The organism is Pseudomaricurvus sp. ABR4_320 (assembly GCF_056159445.1).
On the sequence record NZ_JBSWVF010000011.1, the window covers coordinates 67,936 to 84,351 of the forward strand.

Sequence of the window (16,416 nt, forward strand, 5' to 3'; positions counted from 1 at the left end):
AGTTGTTCTTTTTGACGAGAGCCAGGCAAACAATGATAGCTCAGCGAAAACAAACGAGCGTTTGTCAATTTGCTGTTATAAGAAAACAGAAATAATAACGATAGATGGAGGCACCATACATGGATTCATCCTACGGTATCATCGCACTCTTGCCGATTGCTGTATCGGCACTGTTGCTGCTTGGGTTACAGTGGCCAGCCCGTAAAGCCATGCCCGTCGCACTCGCTGTGACTATAGCCATTGCCATTTTTGTTTGGCATATGTCCGTCAACCGGGTTCTCGCGTCTGCGCTGCAGGGGCTTGTCGTAACCGTGACCGTGTTGTGGATTATTTTCGGCGCAATCTTCCTACTAAATACGCTCAAACATACTGGGGCCATCAGCGTTATCCGGCATGGATTTACCAATGTGTCCCCCGACCGAAGAGTTCAAGCCATCATCATCGCTTGGTGTTTCGGAACATTTATCGAAGGTGCATCCGGGTTCGGTACGCCAGCTGCAATTGCTGCCCCCTTACTAGTTGCGATTGGTTTCCCAGCTATGGCAGCAGTATTGATGGGGATGATGATTCAAAGTACTCCGGTATCTTTTGGAGCGGTGGGGACACCCATTGTCGTTGGTGTGACCAACGGTTTGGATTCAGCGGCTATCGGCAACAGCCTGTCCGCACAAGGTCATTCCTGGGAAGGTTTTCTGCAACTGATCACCAGTGAGGTGGCAATTGTTCACGGGTTATTGGGAACCTTGATGCCCGTGTTGATGGTTATTCTTCTGACACGCTTTTTTGGTGAGAAAAAAAGCTGGAAAGACGGTTTTGCCATTCTTCCTTTCGCGGTGTTCGCCGGTTTGGCGTTTACCATACCCTACGCGCTAACCGGAATTTTTCTAGGTCCGGAATTTCCTGCGCTGATCGGAGGGATGGTCAGTATGGCGATCGTCGTCAGTGCGGCGAAGCGCGGGTTTTTGGTGCCGAAGACAACCTGGGATTTTCCTGAGAAAACCCAGTGGCCAGCCACGTGGTTGGGTTCGATTAATCTGACCAGTGATAAGACTGGGTACAACCCCAATATGTCTCCTGTACTGGCATGGATTCCCTACGTTCTGGTTGCTGTACTTTTGGTATGTACCCGCATTATCGCTGAGCTTAAAACCGCCTTGTCCGATTTTGGCTGGTCCTTCGCGTCGATTCTTGGCGAAGATGGTATCAGTGCTTCCATCAGCCCTCTATATTTGCCGGGTGGACTACTGGTGGTTGTCGCCTTACTTGCTGCGTTAATGCACTGCAACCTTAAGGGGGCGGCGACATCGCTTGCCGCCGCTGGGCGTGAATCCGGTAAAACACTGATCAGCGCCGGCTTCGTGCTGATCTTTACCATTCCGATGGTACGTATTTTTATCAACTCCGGTGTGAATACCGTGGACATCGTTAGTATGCCGGTTGCCAGTGCCGAGTTGTTCGCGCGCATCTTCGGGGACATGTTCCCGTTGATTAGCCCCACCATCGGTGCTCTGGGTGCCTTTATCGCTGGCTCCAACACGGTTTCTAACATGATGTTCAGTCAGTTTCAGTTTGAGGCGGCACAGACATTGAATATTTCCTCCGCTTTGATCGTAGCCGCACAAGCGGTGGGTGCCGCCGCGGGTAATATGATTGCTATCCACAACGTCGTAGCCGCGTCGGCAACCGTCGGATTGGTGGGGCGAGAGGGAGCTGTTTTAAGAAAAACACTGATTCCGACGGCCTACTATGTGATTGGCGCCGGTATATTGGCTCTGGTTGGCGTCTACCTGCTGGGGCTTACCGATCCACTTATGGATATCGTTAATGGCTAATTTGGACAGGCACTTCCTCAGTGCCATCAAGTCGCTGTTGTCCAGCGATCAGATCATTGAAGACATCACCCGTCGCCGGGCGTATGGCACAGATGCCAGTTTTTATCAGTTGATTCCTCAGCTGGTGCTCAAACTGGATTCCATTGCTCAGGTCAGTTCGGTAGTGGCACTGTGTCATCAATGTGAGGTGGCCGTTACTTTTCGGGCGGCGGGCACCAGTTTATCTGGCCAAGCCATTACCGACTCGGTGTTGATTATTTTAAGTGATCAATGGCGCAACTTTGAAATCTTGGCTGATGGCGAGATGATCCGTCTGCAGCCGGGGGTTGTTGGCGCGCACGCCAATCATTACCTCAAGTCCTATCAACGTAAGATAGGACCAGATCCGGCGTCCATCAATGCCTGTAAGATCGGCGGTATCGTCGCCAATAATGCATCGGGCATGTGCTGCGGTGTCAGTCAGAATACTTACCATACGGTCAAGGCCATGACCTTGGTGCTTGCAGATGGGAGCATTCTCAATACGGCTGATAGCGACAGTGTGGCGGAGTTTGCCCTGAGAAACAGCGCGCTGCTGGATGGCTTGTCGTCCCTGCATAAAACGGTGAATGCCGATCAGGCACTCGTGGATTTGATTCGTCATAAATACCGTTTGAAGAACACGACCGGCTATGCTCTCAACGCATTGGTGGATTACCAGAATCCCGTTGATATTTTACTGCATCTGATTGTAGGGTCAGAAGGCACGCTTGGTTTCGTCGCAGATGTTACCTACGAAACCGTGGTAGAGCACAGCAATAAAGCCAGTGGACTGTTTCTCTTCAGTTCGCCAGATGCCGCCTGTCAGCTCGTCGAGTTGCTGGGCAATGCCCCGGTGGATGCCGTTGAACTCTTGGATCAGCGGGCGTTAAATTCCGTGAAAGGCAAGCCTGGCTTGCCAGATAGCTTTTGTGACCGAGATGGGTTGTGTACAGCACTGTTGATCGAAACCCGGGCCGCCACGGCCATAGAGCTGGAAGACCATATTCGAGTTTTGTCGGAGTTGGTGGCAAGATTTAGCCCGGTTGAGGAAATTCCATTTGCCGCCGATAGCGTTCGTAACGATAAGTTGTGGGCCATTCGCAAAGCGACCTTTCCTGCGGTAGGTGCGGTTCGAAAAACCGGCACCACCGTCATTATTGAAGATGTGGCCTTTCCTCTGGATAAGCTCGGGGATGGGATACGCGCCTTGCACCAATTGTTCGACCAGTTTGGCTATCACGAAGCTCAGATTTTCGGTCATGCGCTGGCGGGTAATCTGCATTTCGTCTTTACTCAATCCTTTGAAACCGATGCTGAAATCCAGCGCTACGATGAGTTTATGAAAGCGGTGGCGCAGTTGGTCGCGGTTGATCTGAAAGGTTCCTTGAAAGCAGAGCACGGTACTGGCCGGAATATGGCGCCTTTTGTCGAGCTGGAGTGGGGCGAAAAAGCCTATCAGGTTATGCAGCAGGTGAAGTGCATTATCGACCCTAAGGGAATTTTGAACCCAGGGGTGATACTTAATAAAGACGCGGATGCACATATCCACGATTTAAAAGAGATGCCGGCGGCCAATACCATTGTCGATAAATGTATTGAGTGTGGATTTTGTGAACCTGTATGTCCTTCGAAGGATGTCACGCTAACCCCTAGGCAGCGCATTGCTTTGTGGAGACGGGTACAGCAGCTCAACGCAAAACCTGCACGCTCGCCCGAAGAGGAATCTGAGCTTACGGAGCTCACTCGGGATTATCAATATCTTGGCATCGACACCTGTGCTGCAACGGGCATGTGTGCCACCAAGTGCCCGGTGAATATCAATACAGGTGAATTGATTAAGGAAATTCGTTCCGATAATCTTTCCAAGTCGTCTCGTTCTATCGGTAATATCGCCGCCAGCCATTTCTCTCAAGTCGCGGGTGTCACAGGTTTGGGCTTAACAGCCAGTAAGCTGGCAACACAGGCCCTGGGCGAGTCCCGGGCAGACAAATTGGGCGTAAAAATCCATCAGGCAACCGGTAAGCGGCTACCACTTTGGCACAGTGATTGGCCAACACGGGCTAAGGCGCCTCGTATTCAGGTTCACGAGCAATCCTCACCTTTAAAACCCGTGGTGTATTTTCCCAGTTGTGCCAGCCGCACGATGGGGCCGCAGGTCAATGCTGCGGATAAACGCAGTCAGGTTGACGTCGCACAATCATTATTTCGCAAAGCGGGTTATGAACTGCGTCTTCCTGAGAATTTGAGTGATTTATGCTGTGGTATGCCTTTCGCCAGTAAGGGCATCAACGACCTTGCCGATAAAAAAGCGGAAGAGTTGACCAAAGCGCTATTGGCCGTCAGCGATTCTGGCAAAATACCCGTGGTGTTTGATACCAGCCCCTGTCGTTTAAAAATGAACGATTACAGCGGGTCGCTACCTCTCTACGAGCTGTTTGAATTTATCGACCGCGAGATATTATCCGAGTTGGATATTCATACAAAAAGTGACCCAATCGCGTTGCACATCACCTGCAGTACCCGGCGTATGGGATTGTCTGACGCTCTGCGTCGAGTCGCCCGAGCTTGTTCGACGGAGGTTGTTGAGCCGCCGGATATCGAGTGTTGCGGATTTGCTGGTGATAAAGGGATGTTTTACCCAGAATTAAATCAGAGTGCCCTTAAAACACTTGCCAGGCAGCTGCCAAAAGAGTGCCAGCAGGGTTATAGCAACAGTCGCACCTGTGAGATTGGCTTATCGCACTACGCGAAGATTGAGTATCGCTCGTTGCTGTATTTGTTGGATGAAATCAGTCAGGCCAAAGCAAAAGCCCTGCCTGCATAAAGACGACGGTGACCGCTCCTATCAAGCAGGCGCGGTCGCTGAGGTCAGGGTATGGTTAGAAGTGGTATCTGCCACCAATCGACAGAGTCTCATAGTCGCCGGCAATATCCATTTCGATTCCTGCTGAAAGGTTGGGTGAAAAGAAGTAATCTGCACCTACGGTGATAAACGTATCGCTGTCATCCACGTCGATGTATGTCATTTTCGCTCTTGCTTCAATGTTCGGTAGAACGATGCCTCGGATTCCACCAGAAAACGAAAAACCGGTATCGTCTTCATTGTCGACATCTGTTCTTACCAAAGAGAACTCAAAGTTCGCGTCCCACTGCTGGTTTAACGGATAAATGTAGCCCGCCCCGGCCTGTAACACATCTAAATCGATATCGTGGTCGAATTCCACCATATCGTAGTTACCGTGCACGTAAAGATCCGGCGTAAGCAACAGGGAGCCGCCAAACCGGAATCCGTCACCATCAACATCGTTCACCTCTGCGTCCAATAGGAATCGCCCCTCCGCATAGTTGTAGCTGACATCGCTGGCGTTGACGGCCAAAGATGAGGCCAAAACAGACGCGCTCAGACCGATGATTGCACAAAATTTCTTCATTATAGAATTCCTTTCAGGTCTCGTTTCATCAAAAAGCTGCTGTGGCATCTTTCGAGTCTTTTGAGTGTAGACGACAAAGTGTTCATTCGGAGATGACACCAACTCAGCTCACTGTTGTAGTCAGACGGACACATTGACTCAACGTTAATACAAGTCTGATGCAATTCGCCTTTTGCTGATGGTGATTTGGGGGGGGATGAGTGATACAGCTTGTTACAAAATCAATAGACAGTATCAAAAGTGTATCGATCTTTCGCGAGTGTGTAATACTGATTGCGAAAGAGTTTGTTCAGATATTAGCCTCTCGATCAGATAGATTGAGCTAGCCATGCACGGCGTGATTAGCCCGTAAAACCGCCTGATGACATAACCGAGAAGCCTATGCCCCGCCATATAGCAGAATTAAACCGTCGCCGACTCTTGAAAACACTGGGAAATGCGGTCGCGTTCTCACCTTTTGTTACCCTTGCCGGGTGTGGAGGCGGTGGTGGTTCGGGAGGTTCAGAGGAAGACACAACGACCACAACAACCACTGAAACGACCACAGAAACCACAACTACGACATCAAATAGCACGACATGGCTTAGCGGCGGAACAGCATCGATGGAGGCGGATTATCCGCCCGCGACAGACCCGCTGGATCTCAGTAATGGTAGCGTCATTTGTACTAGCTCCGGCACCAGCAGTTATACGATTGGCCCCTGTTACTTTCCGCCAGAAGACTATCGTGATGATATTTCAGAAGGGCAACCTGGAATTCCGATGACTCTGGCTTTGAAGTTGGTGGATGCGAACTGCGATCCAGTTGTCGGTGCTGACATTGAGGTTTGGTGGTGTAACTGGGGGGGAATCTATTCCGGCGATGACTCAGATGTGACCAATACCGTCAGTGACTTTAATGTTGGCTTTTGCACGGGCAACGACTCCGACGCGCTTGCTGCCAAGTGGTTTCGAGGCGTTCAAACCACGGATGACAGTGGCAATGTCTACTTTAAAGGCTGCTTTCCTGGCTGGTATCCCAGCCGCACAACGCACATCCATTTTCGCGTTGTGGTAGATGGCAGTCAGCGACTGGTTTCTCAATTCTGTTTCGATGATGATCTGTGCAATGAAATCTACACAGGTCATTCCGACTACACAGGCGAAGATCGCGATACCACCAATGGCACCGACACTGTATTCGGCTCAGATTACGAGGACTATATGTTCGTTGTAGAGCAGCAGTGGGATGGCTCTATGTTGGCATATAAAGCGATTCAAATTGTCTGACAATCAATATCGTTTTGTGTTAAGGCCCTGCAGTTAAAAGCCATACCATTGCCCATAGTCTCTTTGGGCTTATCTTATCTCAGCGGAGGCCTGAATTGGGTCTCCAAATTCAGAATAATTCAGTAAACCGCCTTTTCTATAGTACTCATATCAGCTTGACGACCAATTCCTATCGTCCACTTTTGAATGCGATTGTGAGACGATCCGCTTTGCCGCTTGATTTCAATCGTGTAGGTAAAATCCAGCTGGGCATTAATCGATGCTGGCTGAAAGATTTGTCCGTCGTAAAGTTGCAAGGAAAAGTCGTTTTTTGAGAGCCAATGTGTTCTCGTGAATTAACCGTTTTGGATGAGCTGTTATGGGTTATGTGATTGCCGCTGTTATTGTCGGTATTATTATCTGGTCTTACTATTCAACGATTAAAGATATTTTTTCGTTCTTTCAGCGTCGCAAGTTTAAGAGTCAAATGAAGGTGGTGGGGCAGGATACGACCTCTACTGCTGTAAAAGATATTCTTCGCGCAGCCAATGAAAAGCAGCCTGATAATTTTATACGTCTTGTTGATAACGCCAATGAAGACACCCTCAAAGAGCTGATCGAAAAAAACAGAGCTCTGCCGTACTACGAAGATTATGCAAAAGCCTGCCCTGATAGCGCTAGAGCGCGATATGTGTATGGGAATTATCTGGTTGGCAAAGCATGGGAAGCGCGTAGTGGTGCCTATGCGAATAAATTATCACAAGAACAAGTCGACGGCTTTTATAAATATCTCGCATTGGCAAAGACTGAGCTTATCAAGGCGAACGAATTGGACAATACTCTTTTGGGGGTTTATGACTCCTTGATAAAAGTCGCCAAAGGGCAAAGCGACAAATCCGGTGCTTTTAAACGCTATGAGGACGCCTGCCAGCAGTCTCCGAACAACTATGTTATTCATTCGAGTATGCAATTATTGCTCACTGAAAAATGGTTGGGCTCCTCGAAAGAGATGTTCGAGTTTGCACGCAGCTCCGCGGGAAGAGTTGCCAAAGGACCCTTAAAAGGTTTGATTGTTGATGCTCATTTTGAAGCCATGCGGCAGTTGGACGGCGTCGATAGAAAGAATTACTTCGACCAGCCCGACGTTCAGAGAGAAATTAAGAAGGCCTATACGGAACTGGGTGACATCTCGCCTTCGGCCAACTATGCGGAAAAATCCGGCTACTATTCGGCGTTGAATTCGTTTGTCGTCGCGTTCCATATGATGAAGGATTTGAAATCTGCGGCGGATGCTCATCTAAAAATTGGTCCACATTATCAATACTACCCATGGTGGCTTATTACAGATCCCAGTATTGAGACGTATAAAGCCTACCGACTGACGGCATTGATGGCAAAATAGGCTGAAAATTTATTTAGGCTTTCCCCTGTCTTCAGGCTTTAAATTTGTTTTGCATACCCCACGAAAGAATCATGGGGTTGCCGTAACTTATAATCGTGCTCCGCAGGTGACTTTCAGGATTTAAATCTTCCGAAACAGAGCTGAGCGTTGCTCATCTGCGCCATCTGCGGCGGTCACAAATTTTTCAAAAAAGATATCCTGTTCAAATAATCGGCCTTGCATCAGCGTGGTGATGGTGGCATCGATCATCGGTGGCGGTCCACATAGGTAGGCTTTGCAGCCAGAGAAGCGACCTTGAAAGTGCTCCTGCAAGGCTACATGGACAAAACCACGGAAACCCTCCCAGGTGTCGGAGTCTTCGGGTTCGCTGAGCGCCGGTAAGTAAGAAAACTGTTCGAATTCTCGTGAGAGATTGGTAAACAGCTCGGCATTATAGAGTTCGCTAAGGTTGCGAGCGCCTTGAAAAAGGGTAATTCGACGGCTGTCCCCCTGTTCCAATAGATCGAGAATCATGGATTGTGGGCTGGATAACCCAGATCCGCCCGCGATGAAGATGATATCGCCTGGTTGCGACTGGCGTACAAAAAACTGTCCGTAGGGGCCAGACAGCGGAAGTACGTCACCGACCTGTAATTGCTCATGCAGATAGCCAGTGCCGGCGCCACCGGGCACTCTGCGAACATGGAGTTCGACGGTGCGGCTCTTCGATGGCGGTGAGGCAATGGAAAACGCACGACTGCCATCGACACCAGGAAGCGTCAGATTGACGTACTGCCCGGCTTGAAAGGCCATGTCACGATCCAATTGCAGTTCAATGCCAATGATGGTGGGGGATAGGGAGGTAATCTGGACAACCTCCGCCTGATAGTCATCGACGGGGTAGCCCAGAAAATCATCATCTACATCGATATCTGCTTCGATGGTGGCATCGCTTTGCAGTGTTGCACAGCAGGCCAGCACCTTGCCTTCATCGCGTTCGACGTCCATTAGGGCAAAGGGGGAGGCGTCGCCGATGTCAACGTCGCCCTCCAGCACTTGTATTTTACATGTGGCACAGGTGCCGTGGCCGCAGGCAAAGGGTAACCATACCCCTTGCCGTAACGCCGCCTGCAGAATGCTCTGTCCTTCGTCGACGTCGATTTGATCACCGGTTGGCTCTACCGTCAGTGTGTAAGTCATGGTGATAGCCCTTCTTTAAAATGCGGCTTGCGCCATGCCCACGAGTGCGGGCGTGGTCATTGTCAGCAGAGCTTTATGGTTAATGCCGTTGGACGACAAGGTTGAAGCGCTGTCTGGAATGAATCGCTCGCCGTTGAGTTGCCATTGAACCTTAGATAGCACCACTTTACCGGCATCTGGGTGAGGGGCGAGCGCCGGGGTCAGGTGATCCTGCCAGAGTTGCTCAAACGTCAGGTTCGGGTCGACCAGAAGTGTGAAGGGCGCGCAAAAGAGTAGGTGATCTGGCCAGTATAAGTAGATCAGTTGTTGGCCATGATAGTGATCAATACAGTCTTTAGACTCTGCGGTGTAGGTGTAACGTGCATTTACTGACATGTTTTTGTCCTCCCTCAACCCGCTTTAGCCAGAGAACTGTCGGATTCCGGCACCGGTGAATCGCCTTTAAGTTGTTGCCAGCGTGCTTGATCTTGTGATCCTTCAAAATCCAGATTGTCTGCGCCCATTTTGATGTGGTAGTAGTCAGAGACAATTCCGGGCAGGTCTGGACCGCCACAATTTCCCTGAAAAATCTGATGCACAGGGAGCCATGCCTGAATATATTTCTCTGGCTCGTAATCGAAAATATCTCGACAGCCATCTGAACAAAAATGATAGTGCTCATTTTTGTAATGCCGTGATCTCAGGCTGAGGTGGGTAGGGTCATTGGTTTCCGTAAATAGAGTCGGGATCTGACATACCTGACACAATTGCGGCAGTGTGTTGTTATAAAATCGGTTGCCAGCTTTTTGCTGCTCTTCCCAGTAGTCGAATCTCGGACGATAGTAGCGCTCAAAGGTGTTTGGGTATTTCTCTGCTAACCAAGCCTGTTCTTTCGCGGTTGGCGTCCAGGTGTGGAAATTGGTGGCGTGACCGTACTGATAAAACGTTGACCAGATCTGGTGGCTAATGTGCTCTTTGGCAGCATTGGCCTCGGCTTCGTAGCGGGGTGGACGAATACCGTAACGTGCCAGATCCTGAAACAGAGCTCCGCCATTTTTCTCGTAGTACATTTCCCAGGCTTCCGCCCAAGACATAACTTTATTCGGCAGCATATAGTCCATCATCATGCCGACCAGGCTCAGCAGTCGAAATCCCCGCCAAAACCATTTGTCGATCCACTGCTGCACGATGGGGACATTGTCTTCGTGCTGCTCCAGCAGAAATTTGATGATTTCCAAGCCCAGCGTCATATGTCGGGCTTCGTCGGATTGTGCACTGAAGCCAAAGGTCACCGTTGCCATATCGCCATTATAGGCGGCGCCAGACATAAATGGGACAAACAACAGATTTGTGAGTACATACTCGAAAGAAAACGAAATCGCTGTTAAAAACTCAAAGGGGCCGGCGGTTCTGGCGTCGTCAAAAAAGGATTTGGGTACGGATAAAAACCAAACGCGATCATGCATATGGGCAAAATCGTGTAGGCCATTAAAGTGCTTGTTGTAGTGACTCATTGCGTGCAATTGCGTTTGCACATGGCGCAGTTCATCAATGGATTGCATTTGACAGGCAATGCGTGCTCCGGCTCCGCTGAATTGTCGGCCGACACGGGCGTAACCCTGAAAGGCGGCGTATTCAAGCGGTGAAACGCCGGTTAGAAAGAGCTTGAGAGCATTGATATAGCGAGGGTCGGAGACATTTTGATGTCCGTTGTTTTGGGCAAAGGCGTCAAAGATCGCGTAGAGCTTTTTCTCTTTTTCCGACTGATATTTCCAATAGGCATCCATGGTCAAGCGAAATGGGTCTTCCCATTTGTCCCAGTCAACGATTTTGATACCTTCAAAATCTTCCTGGGGAAAAATATCTTTTTTATCCTGATAGCTGGGCTCCCACTCCATGCTGCGGGTGAGTGCGTGATACTTCTGTTTCATGTTGAGTTTTTTGGCTGTGCGCATTTTGTTATTCCTCTTAGTTCCAACGCAGTACAAACTGATCTTCGTCTTCTTCGACATTGCCGCCGATACTGATAACATCGAGCAACATTGCCTGGACATCCCATTCCTGGCCTGAGAGTTCTTCGATGGTGGCGTGGTTGATGACCAGTTGTTTTTCTGCCTGGATGCGAATCATGGCGGGTTGATGATCAATGCTCGCGTTGGGATTGTCTGCCATGATGGCATTCGCGATATAACGAGCATTGTCGTTGTCTTGTAACGCGATAAATACTGGCTGGCTCATGCGGCTTTCTCCATGGGCTGCAATCCGGATTTCTTAAGCAGTGACTGCATATCGCTTTCCAGCGTGCCGAGTTTCGCCACACCTACGGTAGCTTCTGCGAGCGGCGTGAGCGCTTTAAGGATTCGCGGCTGCCAGTGTTCGACCCACCGCATCAACTGTTGTTGATTCGCGGTTGATTCGCTGGCGGCGGTTTTTACGACTGCAGTAATCCAACGGGTCGTATCTTTATTCCAATCCCGCATGAATTCGGTCAGCAGGCTGATATCTCTATTTTGTAACCAGTCGTCCAATAGCTGATAGCAAAATGGGAATAGCATCTTATCCAGCAACAGGTTTTGTACCAGTGTCAGTTCGAACCAATCTTTGATTACCAAGGTGTCTTCAGTAAGCTGTCGCAGCGGCTGCCAGCAGGGATCATCCATCCAAAATTGCTTAGCCGTCTCTAAAGACGTTGCCGAATTGCCATCAATGAGCAAACCAATACGAGAGAGATACTGTCCGATGCCCAAGTGATCCATGGCTTGGAAAATGTGCGCTTGGGTGACGGTGGTCGCAACGGCATCCCCGGCGATGGCGCTGTTGTTCATGTTTGCGGCAAGGTTGGTATGACGAAAGGGCAGCAAAAAACGACATAAAATGTCTTGAGTTTCCTCATCCAATTGCGCGAGGCTTTGACGCTTGTCGCAAAAGGAAAAACTTGACTCTGCCGCTTCCTGCATTTTGGCTCGACCATTGACGTAACTGCTGTAATAGAACTGCCGCGGATCGGTTATGGCGTACCAGTCCGCCATAGTGATCGCCGTACGGGTAGGATCATTCAGTGCGTATTGTTCGTCCCAAAGTGGTCGGTAGTGGAAGTTGGTTTTAGCCTCGACATCGAAACTGGCTTCTTGGTAGCGACTGGCAGGCTTATCGCCAAAGCGCCGCTGAATGTTGCTGTATGTGTGGCGAATTGGATCGACCGAATCGGTTTTTATTTCTATGGTCATAGAGGTTCTCGTTATGTTTTTGAGGTTGGCCTAAAGCGTGGCAAGGTCGCTGTAGCGCCAGCGGGTTTGCTGGTGATCAATATGTTGCGCGGTTTCCTGATCGATAAACTCAACGTTGTTTTGATAACAAAACTGATCAAAAGCATCGGTCGGCATGATGAGTTCAACAAACAGATCTGGATCTCCGATGGCAAAATCAAATTCGACAAAACGAGGATCTAAACCAGCCCGGATGCGAACAAAGCATGACAAAGTTGCTTTTTGGGGATTCGGTGCCGATTGAATATCGGTACGATTAGGACAGGCTGTTGTGCCAAATGAATGGCTAGGTTGTGAGCTATGTTCACTCATGAGATAGACCCTTGTTGTTGTGTTTATGGATTTACCTAGCCTTTCGCAACCCTTGTGCCAGTTCACGCAAGGCTGCGTAGGATATTTTATAAATTATTGAAAAATAGATATAAAATCGCTATTTTTTCGGTTTGGTTTAAGAAGGTTTAAAGGCGAAGTGCTAGGGTTTAGAGGCGGTTTATCTAACCATTTGATCAATCTTCAGGAGCGTCTGCTCAAATGGTCACATTCGTCTATGTGGCCTTCTAGCGTCATTTTCAAAGGTTGCTTTTTCTCGGCAAAGGTTGTTTTATTCCGACCATTAAAACAATAACACCGACACTTCCCCGTTATCGTTTCGGGGAAGGGGAGTGATCTATGTCTGTTGCACAATCTCAAATGAACCAGAACGTCATCAAGGATTTAACTGCGCAAATTCGTTTTCAAAGTTGCGAAGGGAAAATCTGGTTTGATGAGCAGCGCGTTTTGTTAATGCAGCTGTCCGCGTTAGGCGCTTTTCGACGAGAACTGGTAAACAGTCTCGGTATCGAGCGTGCAAAAGGTTTCTTTCTTCGTCTCGGATATCAAACTGGGTTGCGGGATTCAGAGCTCGCCAGAAAACTCCGCCCCGAATGTAGCCAGATCGAGTGCTTCCTTGCGGGGCCACAATTGCATTCCCTCAAAGGCATGGTGAAGGTAGTTCCGTTGGAATTGGCATTTGATGTGGGCTCTGGAGATTTTTACGGTGAGTTCGAGTGGATTGATTCTTTTGAGGTGGATATTTGCCACACGGAGTTGGGGCAGATGGATGAGCCCTGTTGTTGGTCGCTATTGGGTTATGCCTGCGCTTTTACGTCATCATTTATGGGGCGCGAGATCATCTACCAGGAAGTCAGCTGTCGAGGTTGCGGCGATGAGCGTTGTGTGATTGTCGGCAAGCCCGCTGAAGAGTGGGAAAATCTGGAATCTTTTCGCCGTTACTTTACGGCTGAACCCATCGTCAACGAGCTTTATGATTTGCAGTCGCAGTTGACCTCCTTGCGGTCGTGCCTTTCGCGTCAGCAGGGGCAATACTATGGCATTGGCTCGTCTCCGCAATATCGCAATGTTTGTCAGAAAATTGATCGTGCGGCAGACAGCAAAGTGTCTGTTCTCTTGCTGGGTGAGACAGGGGTTGGTAAGGAAGTGATCGCCCGCAGTGTTCACTCTCGCAGCAAGCGCGCAGATCAACCTTTTGTTGCTGTTAACTGTGCGGCGATTCCACAGGAGTTGATCGAAGCGGAATTGTTTGGTGTGGAAAAAGGCGCGTTTACCGGAGCCAACCAGTCTCGTCCAGGGCGCTTTGAGCGGGCCAATGGCGGTACCATATTTCTGGATGAAGTGGTTGAATTGTCACCGCGGGCTCAGGCATCGCTACTGCGAGTGCTGCAAGAAAGTGAGTTAGAGCGGGTTGGCGGAGTCTCTGTACAGTCTATCGATGTTCGGGTGATTGCGGCGACTCACGAATCACTAGAGCGCGCGGTTGAAGATGGAAAGTTTAGGGCAGACCTCTATTACCGGCTCAACGTGTTTCCCGTTCATATTCCACCTTTGCGAGAGCGAGTAGAGGATCTGCCACTTCTGGTCGAGCATTTTCTTACCAAATTTCACAATGAATATAACAAGAGAACCCTTGGGCTATCTGACAGGGCACTGGAGTTCGTGAGAGATTACACATGGCCTGGTAATATCCGCGAGTTGGAAAATGTGATTGAGCGCGGCGTCATTTTAACCGACAGTCATCATTCGATTTCTCTTGAATCGCTTTTTGTGCGTATACCGCCACCCGCTGGCGTTTTGGAGGCAGATCATATCTGCTCAGAAGAACAGGTCGTTGAAAACACGGCGCCCGCTGCAGAAAGTTGGTGCGATCAAATCTTTAATCAACAGATTACCCTGGAAGACGTCGAAAATGCGCTTTTGGAGCGCGCGATGAATGAAGCAAACGACAATGTCGCGGAAGCCGCGCGTTTGCTCGGCTTGACGCGTCCAGCGATGGCGTATCGCTTGAAAAAGGCTAAAATGCCAGAAAGCTAGTTTTTTGCCCGGGATACTCCGAGTTACGTCATCTACTCTGACCAAAATCTGTAACACTGGCCCGATACCCTAATTTTTCATAATACGAGCAGAGTTGATTGACTCTTTGTGAGAACATATATTATATTTCATATATGTGTTTAGGCGTATATAAGTATGAGCCCGTTAAAACTCTTTAAGTGTCTGTCAGACGATACCCGATTGAAGTCGGTCTTGATGATCAGCCAGGTTGATGAGGCCTGTGTGTGCGATTTGATGGCAGCGCTAGAACTTGATCAACCCAAAGTGTCCCGTCATCTCGCGGAACTGCGCAAGTGCAATATTCTGCACGACGAACGGCGCGGCAAGTGGGTGTACTACCGGCTGCATCCGGATTTGCCGGAGTGGGCGAGGGCGGTCATCTTACAAACGGCCGATCAAAATCTGCCTTACTGTGCTGATGCATTACAGCGATTGAATGCATCCAAAGAACATAACACGAGCTGTTAATCTGGGGAGCTGGCATGAAAATTCTTTATATCTGCACGCACAATCGTTGTCGCAGCATATTGTCCGAAGCCATTACCAATCACATGGCGGGTAAAAAAATTATGGCCAGAAGTGCAGGCAGCCAACCGGCAGGCCAGGTTCACCCTTTGTCGATTCACTATTTACAAGAGGCAAAGATTCCCGTGGATGGTTTGCAAAGCCAGTCCTGGGACGACTTTGAGGACTTCAAACCTGATGTGGTAATTACCGTGTGCGATTCTGCCGCCGGGGAATCTTGCCCTATGTGGTTTGGTCAGTCGGTAAAAGTTCATTGGGGGCTTTCTGATCCCTCAAAGGTTGAGGGTTCCGATGACGAAAAAGCCTTGGCCTTTCGTGATTGTATCAATGAGATCGCCGATCGAGTTAAGCAGCTGATTCCTATCGCAGAGAAAAAATTGACCCCCGCAGAACTAAAAGATGAACTCGCCGCTCTGGGAGCCTATTAAACAATGACTGACATAACACTGCCAAATCTTGACGAATCGCTTCTGGATATTCCGAGTTTTGAGAAGTGCCAGGGGAAACCGCTTGATCATGCCCCTCGAATATTGCTTCTTTACGGCTCTTTGAGAAAACGTTCTTTCAGCCGCTTGGTCATCGAGGAGTGCGCGCGCCTGCTTACTGCATTTGGGGCAGAGGTGAAAATCTTTCACCCAGAAGGTCTGCCTCAAACGGACACTGAAGATGAGAATCACCCCAAAGTGAAAGAGCTGAGGGATTTGATGATGTGGTCAGAAGGTCAGGTGTGGTGTTCACCGGAGCGCCACGGCTCGATGACCAGCATTTTTAAAAGTCAGATTGACTGGGTGCCGCTCAGTTTGGGTAGCGTACGTCCGACGCAAGGTAAAACGCTGGCCGTTATGCAGGTCTGCGGAGGATCTCAGTCCTTTAATGTGGTGAATCAGCTGCGGGTGCTTGGTCGTTGGATGCGGATGGTGACCATTCCCAATCAGTCCAGTGTGGCAAAAGCGTTTTTGGAATTTGATGAAAACGACAGGATGAAGCCGTCCGCTTATTACAATCGCATAGTCGACGTTATGGAGGAGTTAATGAAGTTTACGCTATTGCTCAGAGGCAATACAGACTACTTTGTTGACCGTTATTCCGAGCGCGTCGAATCAGCGGAACAACTCAGTGAACGGGTGAATCAGCGCTCTATTTAA

General features: G+C 49.4%; 15 protein-coding genes. 8 read left to right on the top strand and 7 right to left on the bottom strand.

What is annotated here, in order from left to right:
• Window positions 1-119: 119 nt before the first annotated feature.
• The gene (locus ACXAFR_RS19605) at window positions 120-1,832 is read left to right on the top strand and encodes an L-lactate permease (RefSeq protein ID WP_475179915.1); all 1,713 of its coding nucleotides are present in this window, start codon (window positions 120-122) and stop codon (window positions 1,830-1,832) included.
• Window positions 1,825-4,677 (top strand): FAD-binding and (Fe-S)-binding domain-containing protein, encoded by a 2,853-nt coding sequence (locus tag ACXAFR_RS19610; protein WP_475179918.1) that lies wholly within the window; start codon window positions 1,825-1,827, stop codon window positions 4,675-4,677. Before ACXAFR_RS19605 ends, ACXAFR_RS19610 begins: the two co-directional genes overlap by 8 nt.
• A 55-nt stretch (window positions 4,678-4,732) precedes the next feature.
• Here the strand turns inward: ACXAFR_RS19610 and ACXAFR_RS19615 are convergent, their stop codons facing one another.
• Window positions 4,733-5,284 carry a hypothetical protein gene (locus ACXAFR_RS19615; protein WP_475179921.1) on the bottom strand — a complete coding sequence of 184 codons (552 nt, stop codon included), beginning with the start codon at window positions 5,282-5,284 and terminating at the stop codon, window positions 4,733-4,735.
• Between the two features lie 381 nt (window positions 5,285-5,665).
• Between ACXAFR_RS19615 and ACXAFR_RS19620 the strand changes: the two genes are divergently transcribed.
• Both ACXAFR_RS19620 and ACXAFR_RS19625 read left to right on the top strand, forming a co-directional pair.
• Entirely contained in the window at window positions 5,666-6,553 is an 888-nt protein-coding gene (locus tag ACXAFR_RS19620) for a dioxygenase family protein (protein ID WP_475179923.1), read from the top strand.
• Window positions 6,554-6,911: 358 nt separating this feature from the next.
• Window positions 6,912-7,934, top strand: a complete 1,023-nt coding sequence (locus tag ACXAFR_RS19625) for a hypothetical protein (protein WP_475179926.1) — start codon at window positions 6,912-6,914, stop codon at window positions 7,932-7,934.
• A gap of 120 nt (window positions 7,935-8,054) precedes the next feature.
• Here the strand turns inward: ACXAFR_RS19625 and ACXAFR_RS19630 are convergent, their stop codons facing one another.
• The 6 genes from ACXAFR_RS19630 to ACXAFR_RS19655 are packed head-to-tail and all read right to left on the bottom strand — an operon-like array spanning window position 8,055 to window position 12,670.
• Window positions 8,055-9,113, bottom strand: a complete 1,059-nt coding sequence (locus ACXAFR_RS19630) for a 2Fe-2S iron-sulfur cluster-binding protein (protein WP_475179928.1) — start codon at window positions 9,111-9,113, stop codon at window positions 8,055-8,057.
• 15 nt (window positions 9,114-9,128) lie between these two features.
• Window positions 9,129-9,488 (bottom strand): phenol hydroxylase subunit P4, encoded by a 360-nt coding sequence (locus ACXAFR_RS19635; RefSeq protein WP_475179931.1) that lies wholly within the window; start codon window positions 9,486-9,488, stop codon window positions 9,129-9,131.
• Window positions 9,489-9,502: 14 nt separating this feature from the next.
• Window positions 9,503-11,047: an aromatic/alkene/methane monooxygenase hydroxylase/oxygenase subunit alpha gene (locus tag ACXAFR_RS19640; RefSeq protein WP_475179934.1), complete on the bottom strand. Its 1,545-nt coding sequence runs from the start codon at window positions 11,045-11,047 to the stop codon at window positions 9,503-9,505.
• A 13-nt stretch (window positions 11,048-11,060) separates the two neighbouring features.
• Entirely contained in the window at window positions 11,061-11,330 is a 270-nt protein-coding gene (locus ACXAFR_RS19645) for an MmoB/DmpM family protein (RefSeq protein ID WP_475179939.1), read from the bottom strand.
• Entirely contained in the window at window positions 11,327-12,319 is a 993-nt protein-coding gene (locus tag ACXAFR_RS19650; RefSeq protein ID WP_475179940.1) for an aromatic/alkene monooxygenase hydroxylase subunit beta, read from the bottom strand. The genes ACXAFR_RS19645 and ACXAFR_RS19650 overlap by 4 nt, the downstream gene beginning before the upstream one ends.
• 30 nt (window positions 12,320-12,349) lie before the next feature.
• Window positions 12,350-12,670: a phenol hydroxylase subunit gene (locus ACXAFR_RS19655; RefSeq protein WP_475179943.1), complete on the bottom strand. Its 321-nt coding sequence runs from the start codon at window positions 12,668-12,670 to the stop codon at window positions 12,350-12,352.
• Between the two features lie 357 nt (window positions 12,671-13,027).
• Between ACXAFR_RS19655 and ACXAFR_RS19660 the strand changes: the two genes are divergently transcribed.
• From ACXAFR_RS19660 to arsH, 4 genes are all read left to right on the top strand, one after another.
• Window positions 13,028-14,725 carry a sigma 54-interacting transcriptional regulator gene (locus ACXAFR_RS19660; protein WP_475179945.1) on the top strand — a complete coding sequence of 566 codons (1,698 nt, stop codon included), beginning with the start codon at window positions 13,028-13,030 and terminating at the stop codon, window positions 14,723-14,725.
• Between the two features lie 156 nt (window positions 14,726-14,881).
• Entirely contained in the window at window positions 14,882-15,214 is a 333-nt protein-coding gene (locus ACXAFR_RS19665; RefSeq protein WP_475179947.1) for a metalloregulator ArsR/SmtB family transcription factor, read from the top strand.
• Window positions 15,215-15,228: 14 nt separating this feature from the next.
• The gene (locus ACXAFR_RS19670; RefSeq protein ID WP_475179949.1) at window positions 15,229-15,699 is read left to right on the top strand and encodes an arsenate reductase ArsC; all 471 of its coding nucleotides are present in this window, start codon (window positions 15,229-15,231) and stop codon (window positions 15,697-15,699) included.
• Between the two features lie 3 nt (window positions 15,700-15,702).
• Window positions 15,703-16,416, top strand: a complete 714-nt coding sequence (arsH, locus tag ACXAFR_RS19675) for an arsenical resistance protein ArsH (protein ID WP_475179950.1) — start codon at window positions 15,703-15,705, stop codon at window positions 16,414-16,416.

Excerpts from the sequence above, each read along its gene's own strand:
- ACXAFR_RS19605 (WP_475179915.1), top strand. The coding sequence starts at position 120 with ATGGATTCATCCTACGGTATCATCGCACTCTTGCCGATTGCTGTATCG.
- ACXAFR_RS19610 (WP_475179918.1), top strand. The coding sequence starts at position 1,825 with ATGGCTAATTTGGACAGGCACTTCCTCAGTGCCATCAAGTCGCTGTTG.
- ACXAFR_RS19640 (WP_475179934.1), bottom strand. The coding sequence starts at position 11,047 with ATGCGCACAGCCAAAAAACTCAACATGAAACAGAAGTATCACGCACTC.
- ACXAFR_RS19655 (WP_475179943.1), bottom strand. The coding sequence starts at position 12,670 with ATGAGTGAACATAGCTCACAACCTAGCCATTCATTTGGCACAACAGCC.
- ACXAFR_RS19650 (WP_475179940.1), bottom strand. The coding sequence starts at position 12,319 with ATGACCATAGAAATAAAAACCGATTCGGTCGATCCAATTCGCCACACA.
- ACXAFR_RS19625 (WP_475179926.1), top strand. The coding sequence starts at position 6,912 with ATGGGTTATGTGATTGCCGCTGTTATTGTCGGTATTATTATCTGGTCT.
- ACXAFR_RS19660 (WP_475179945.1), top strand. The coding sequence starts at position 13,028 with ATGTCTGTTGCACAATCTCAAATGAACCAGAACGTCATCAAGGATTTA.
- ACXAFR_RS19620 (WP_475179923.1), top strand. The coding sequence starts at position 5,666 with ATGCCCCGCCATATAGCAGAATTAAACCGTCGCCGACTCTTGAAAACA.
- arsH (WP_475179950.1), top strand. The coding sequence starts at position 15,703 with ATGACTGACATAACACTGCCAAATCTTGACGAATCGCTTCTGGATATT.
- ACXAFR_RS19635 (WP_475179931.1), bottom strand. The coding sequence starts at position 9,488 with ATGTCAGTAAATGCACGTTACACCTACACCGCAGAGTCTAAAGACTGT.
- ACXAFR_RS19615 (WP_475179921.1), bottom strand. The coding sequence starts at position 5,284 with ATGAAGAAATTTTGTGCAATCATCGGTCTGAGCGCGTCTGTTTTGGCC.
- ACXAFR_RS19665 (WP_475179947.1), top strand. The coding sequence starts at position 14,882 with ATGAGCCCGTTAAAACTCTTTAAGTGTCTGTCAGACGATACCCGATTG.
- ACXAFR_RS19630 (WP_475179928.1), bottom strand. The coding sequence starts at position 9,113 with ATGACTTACACACTGACGGTAGAGCCAACCGGTGATCAAATCGACGTC.
- ACXAFR_RS19645 (WP_475179939.1), bottom strand. The coding sequence starts at position 11,330 with ATGAGCCAGCCAGTATTTATCGCGTTACAAGACAACGACAATGCTCGT.
- ACXAFR_RS19670 (WP_475179949.1), top strand. The coding sequence starts at position 15,229 with ATGAAAATTCTTTATATCTGCACGCACAATCGTTGTCGCAGCATATTG.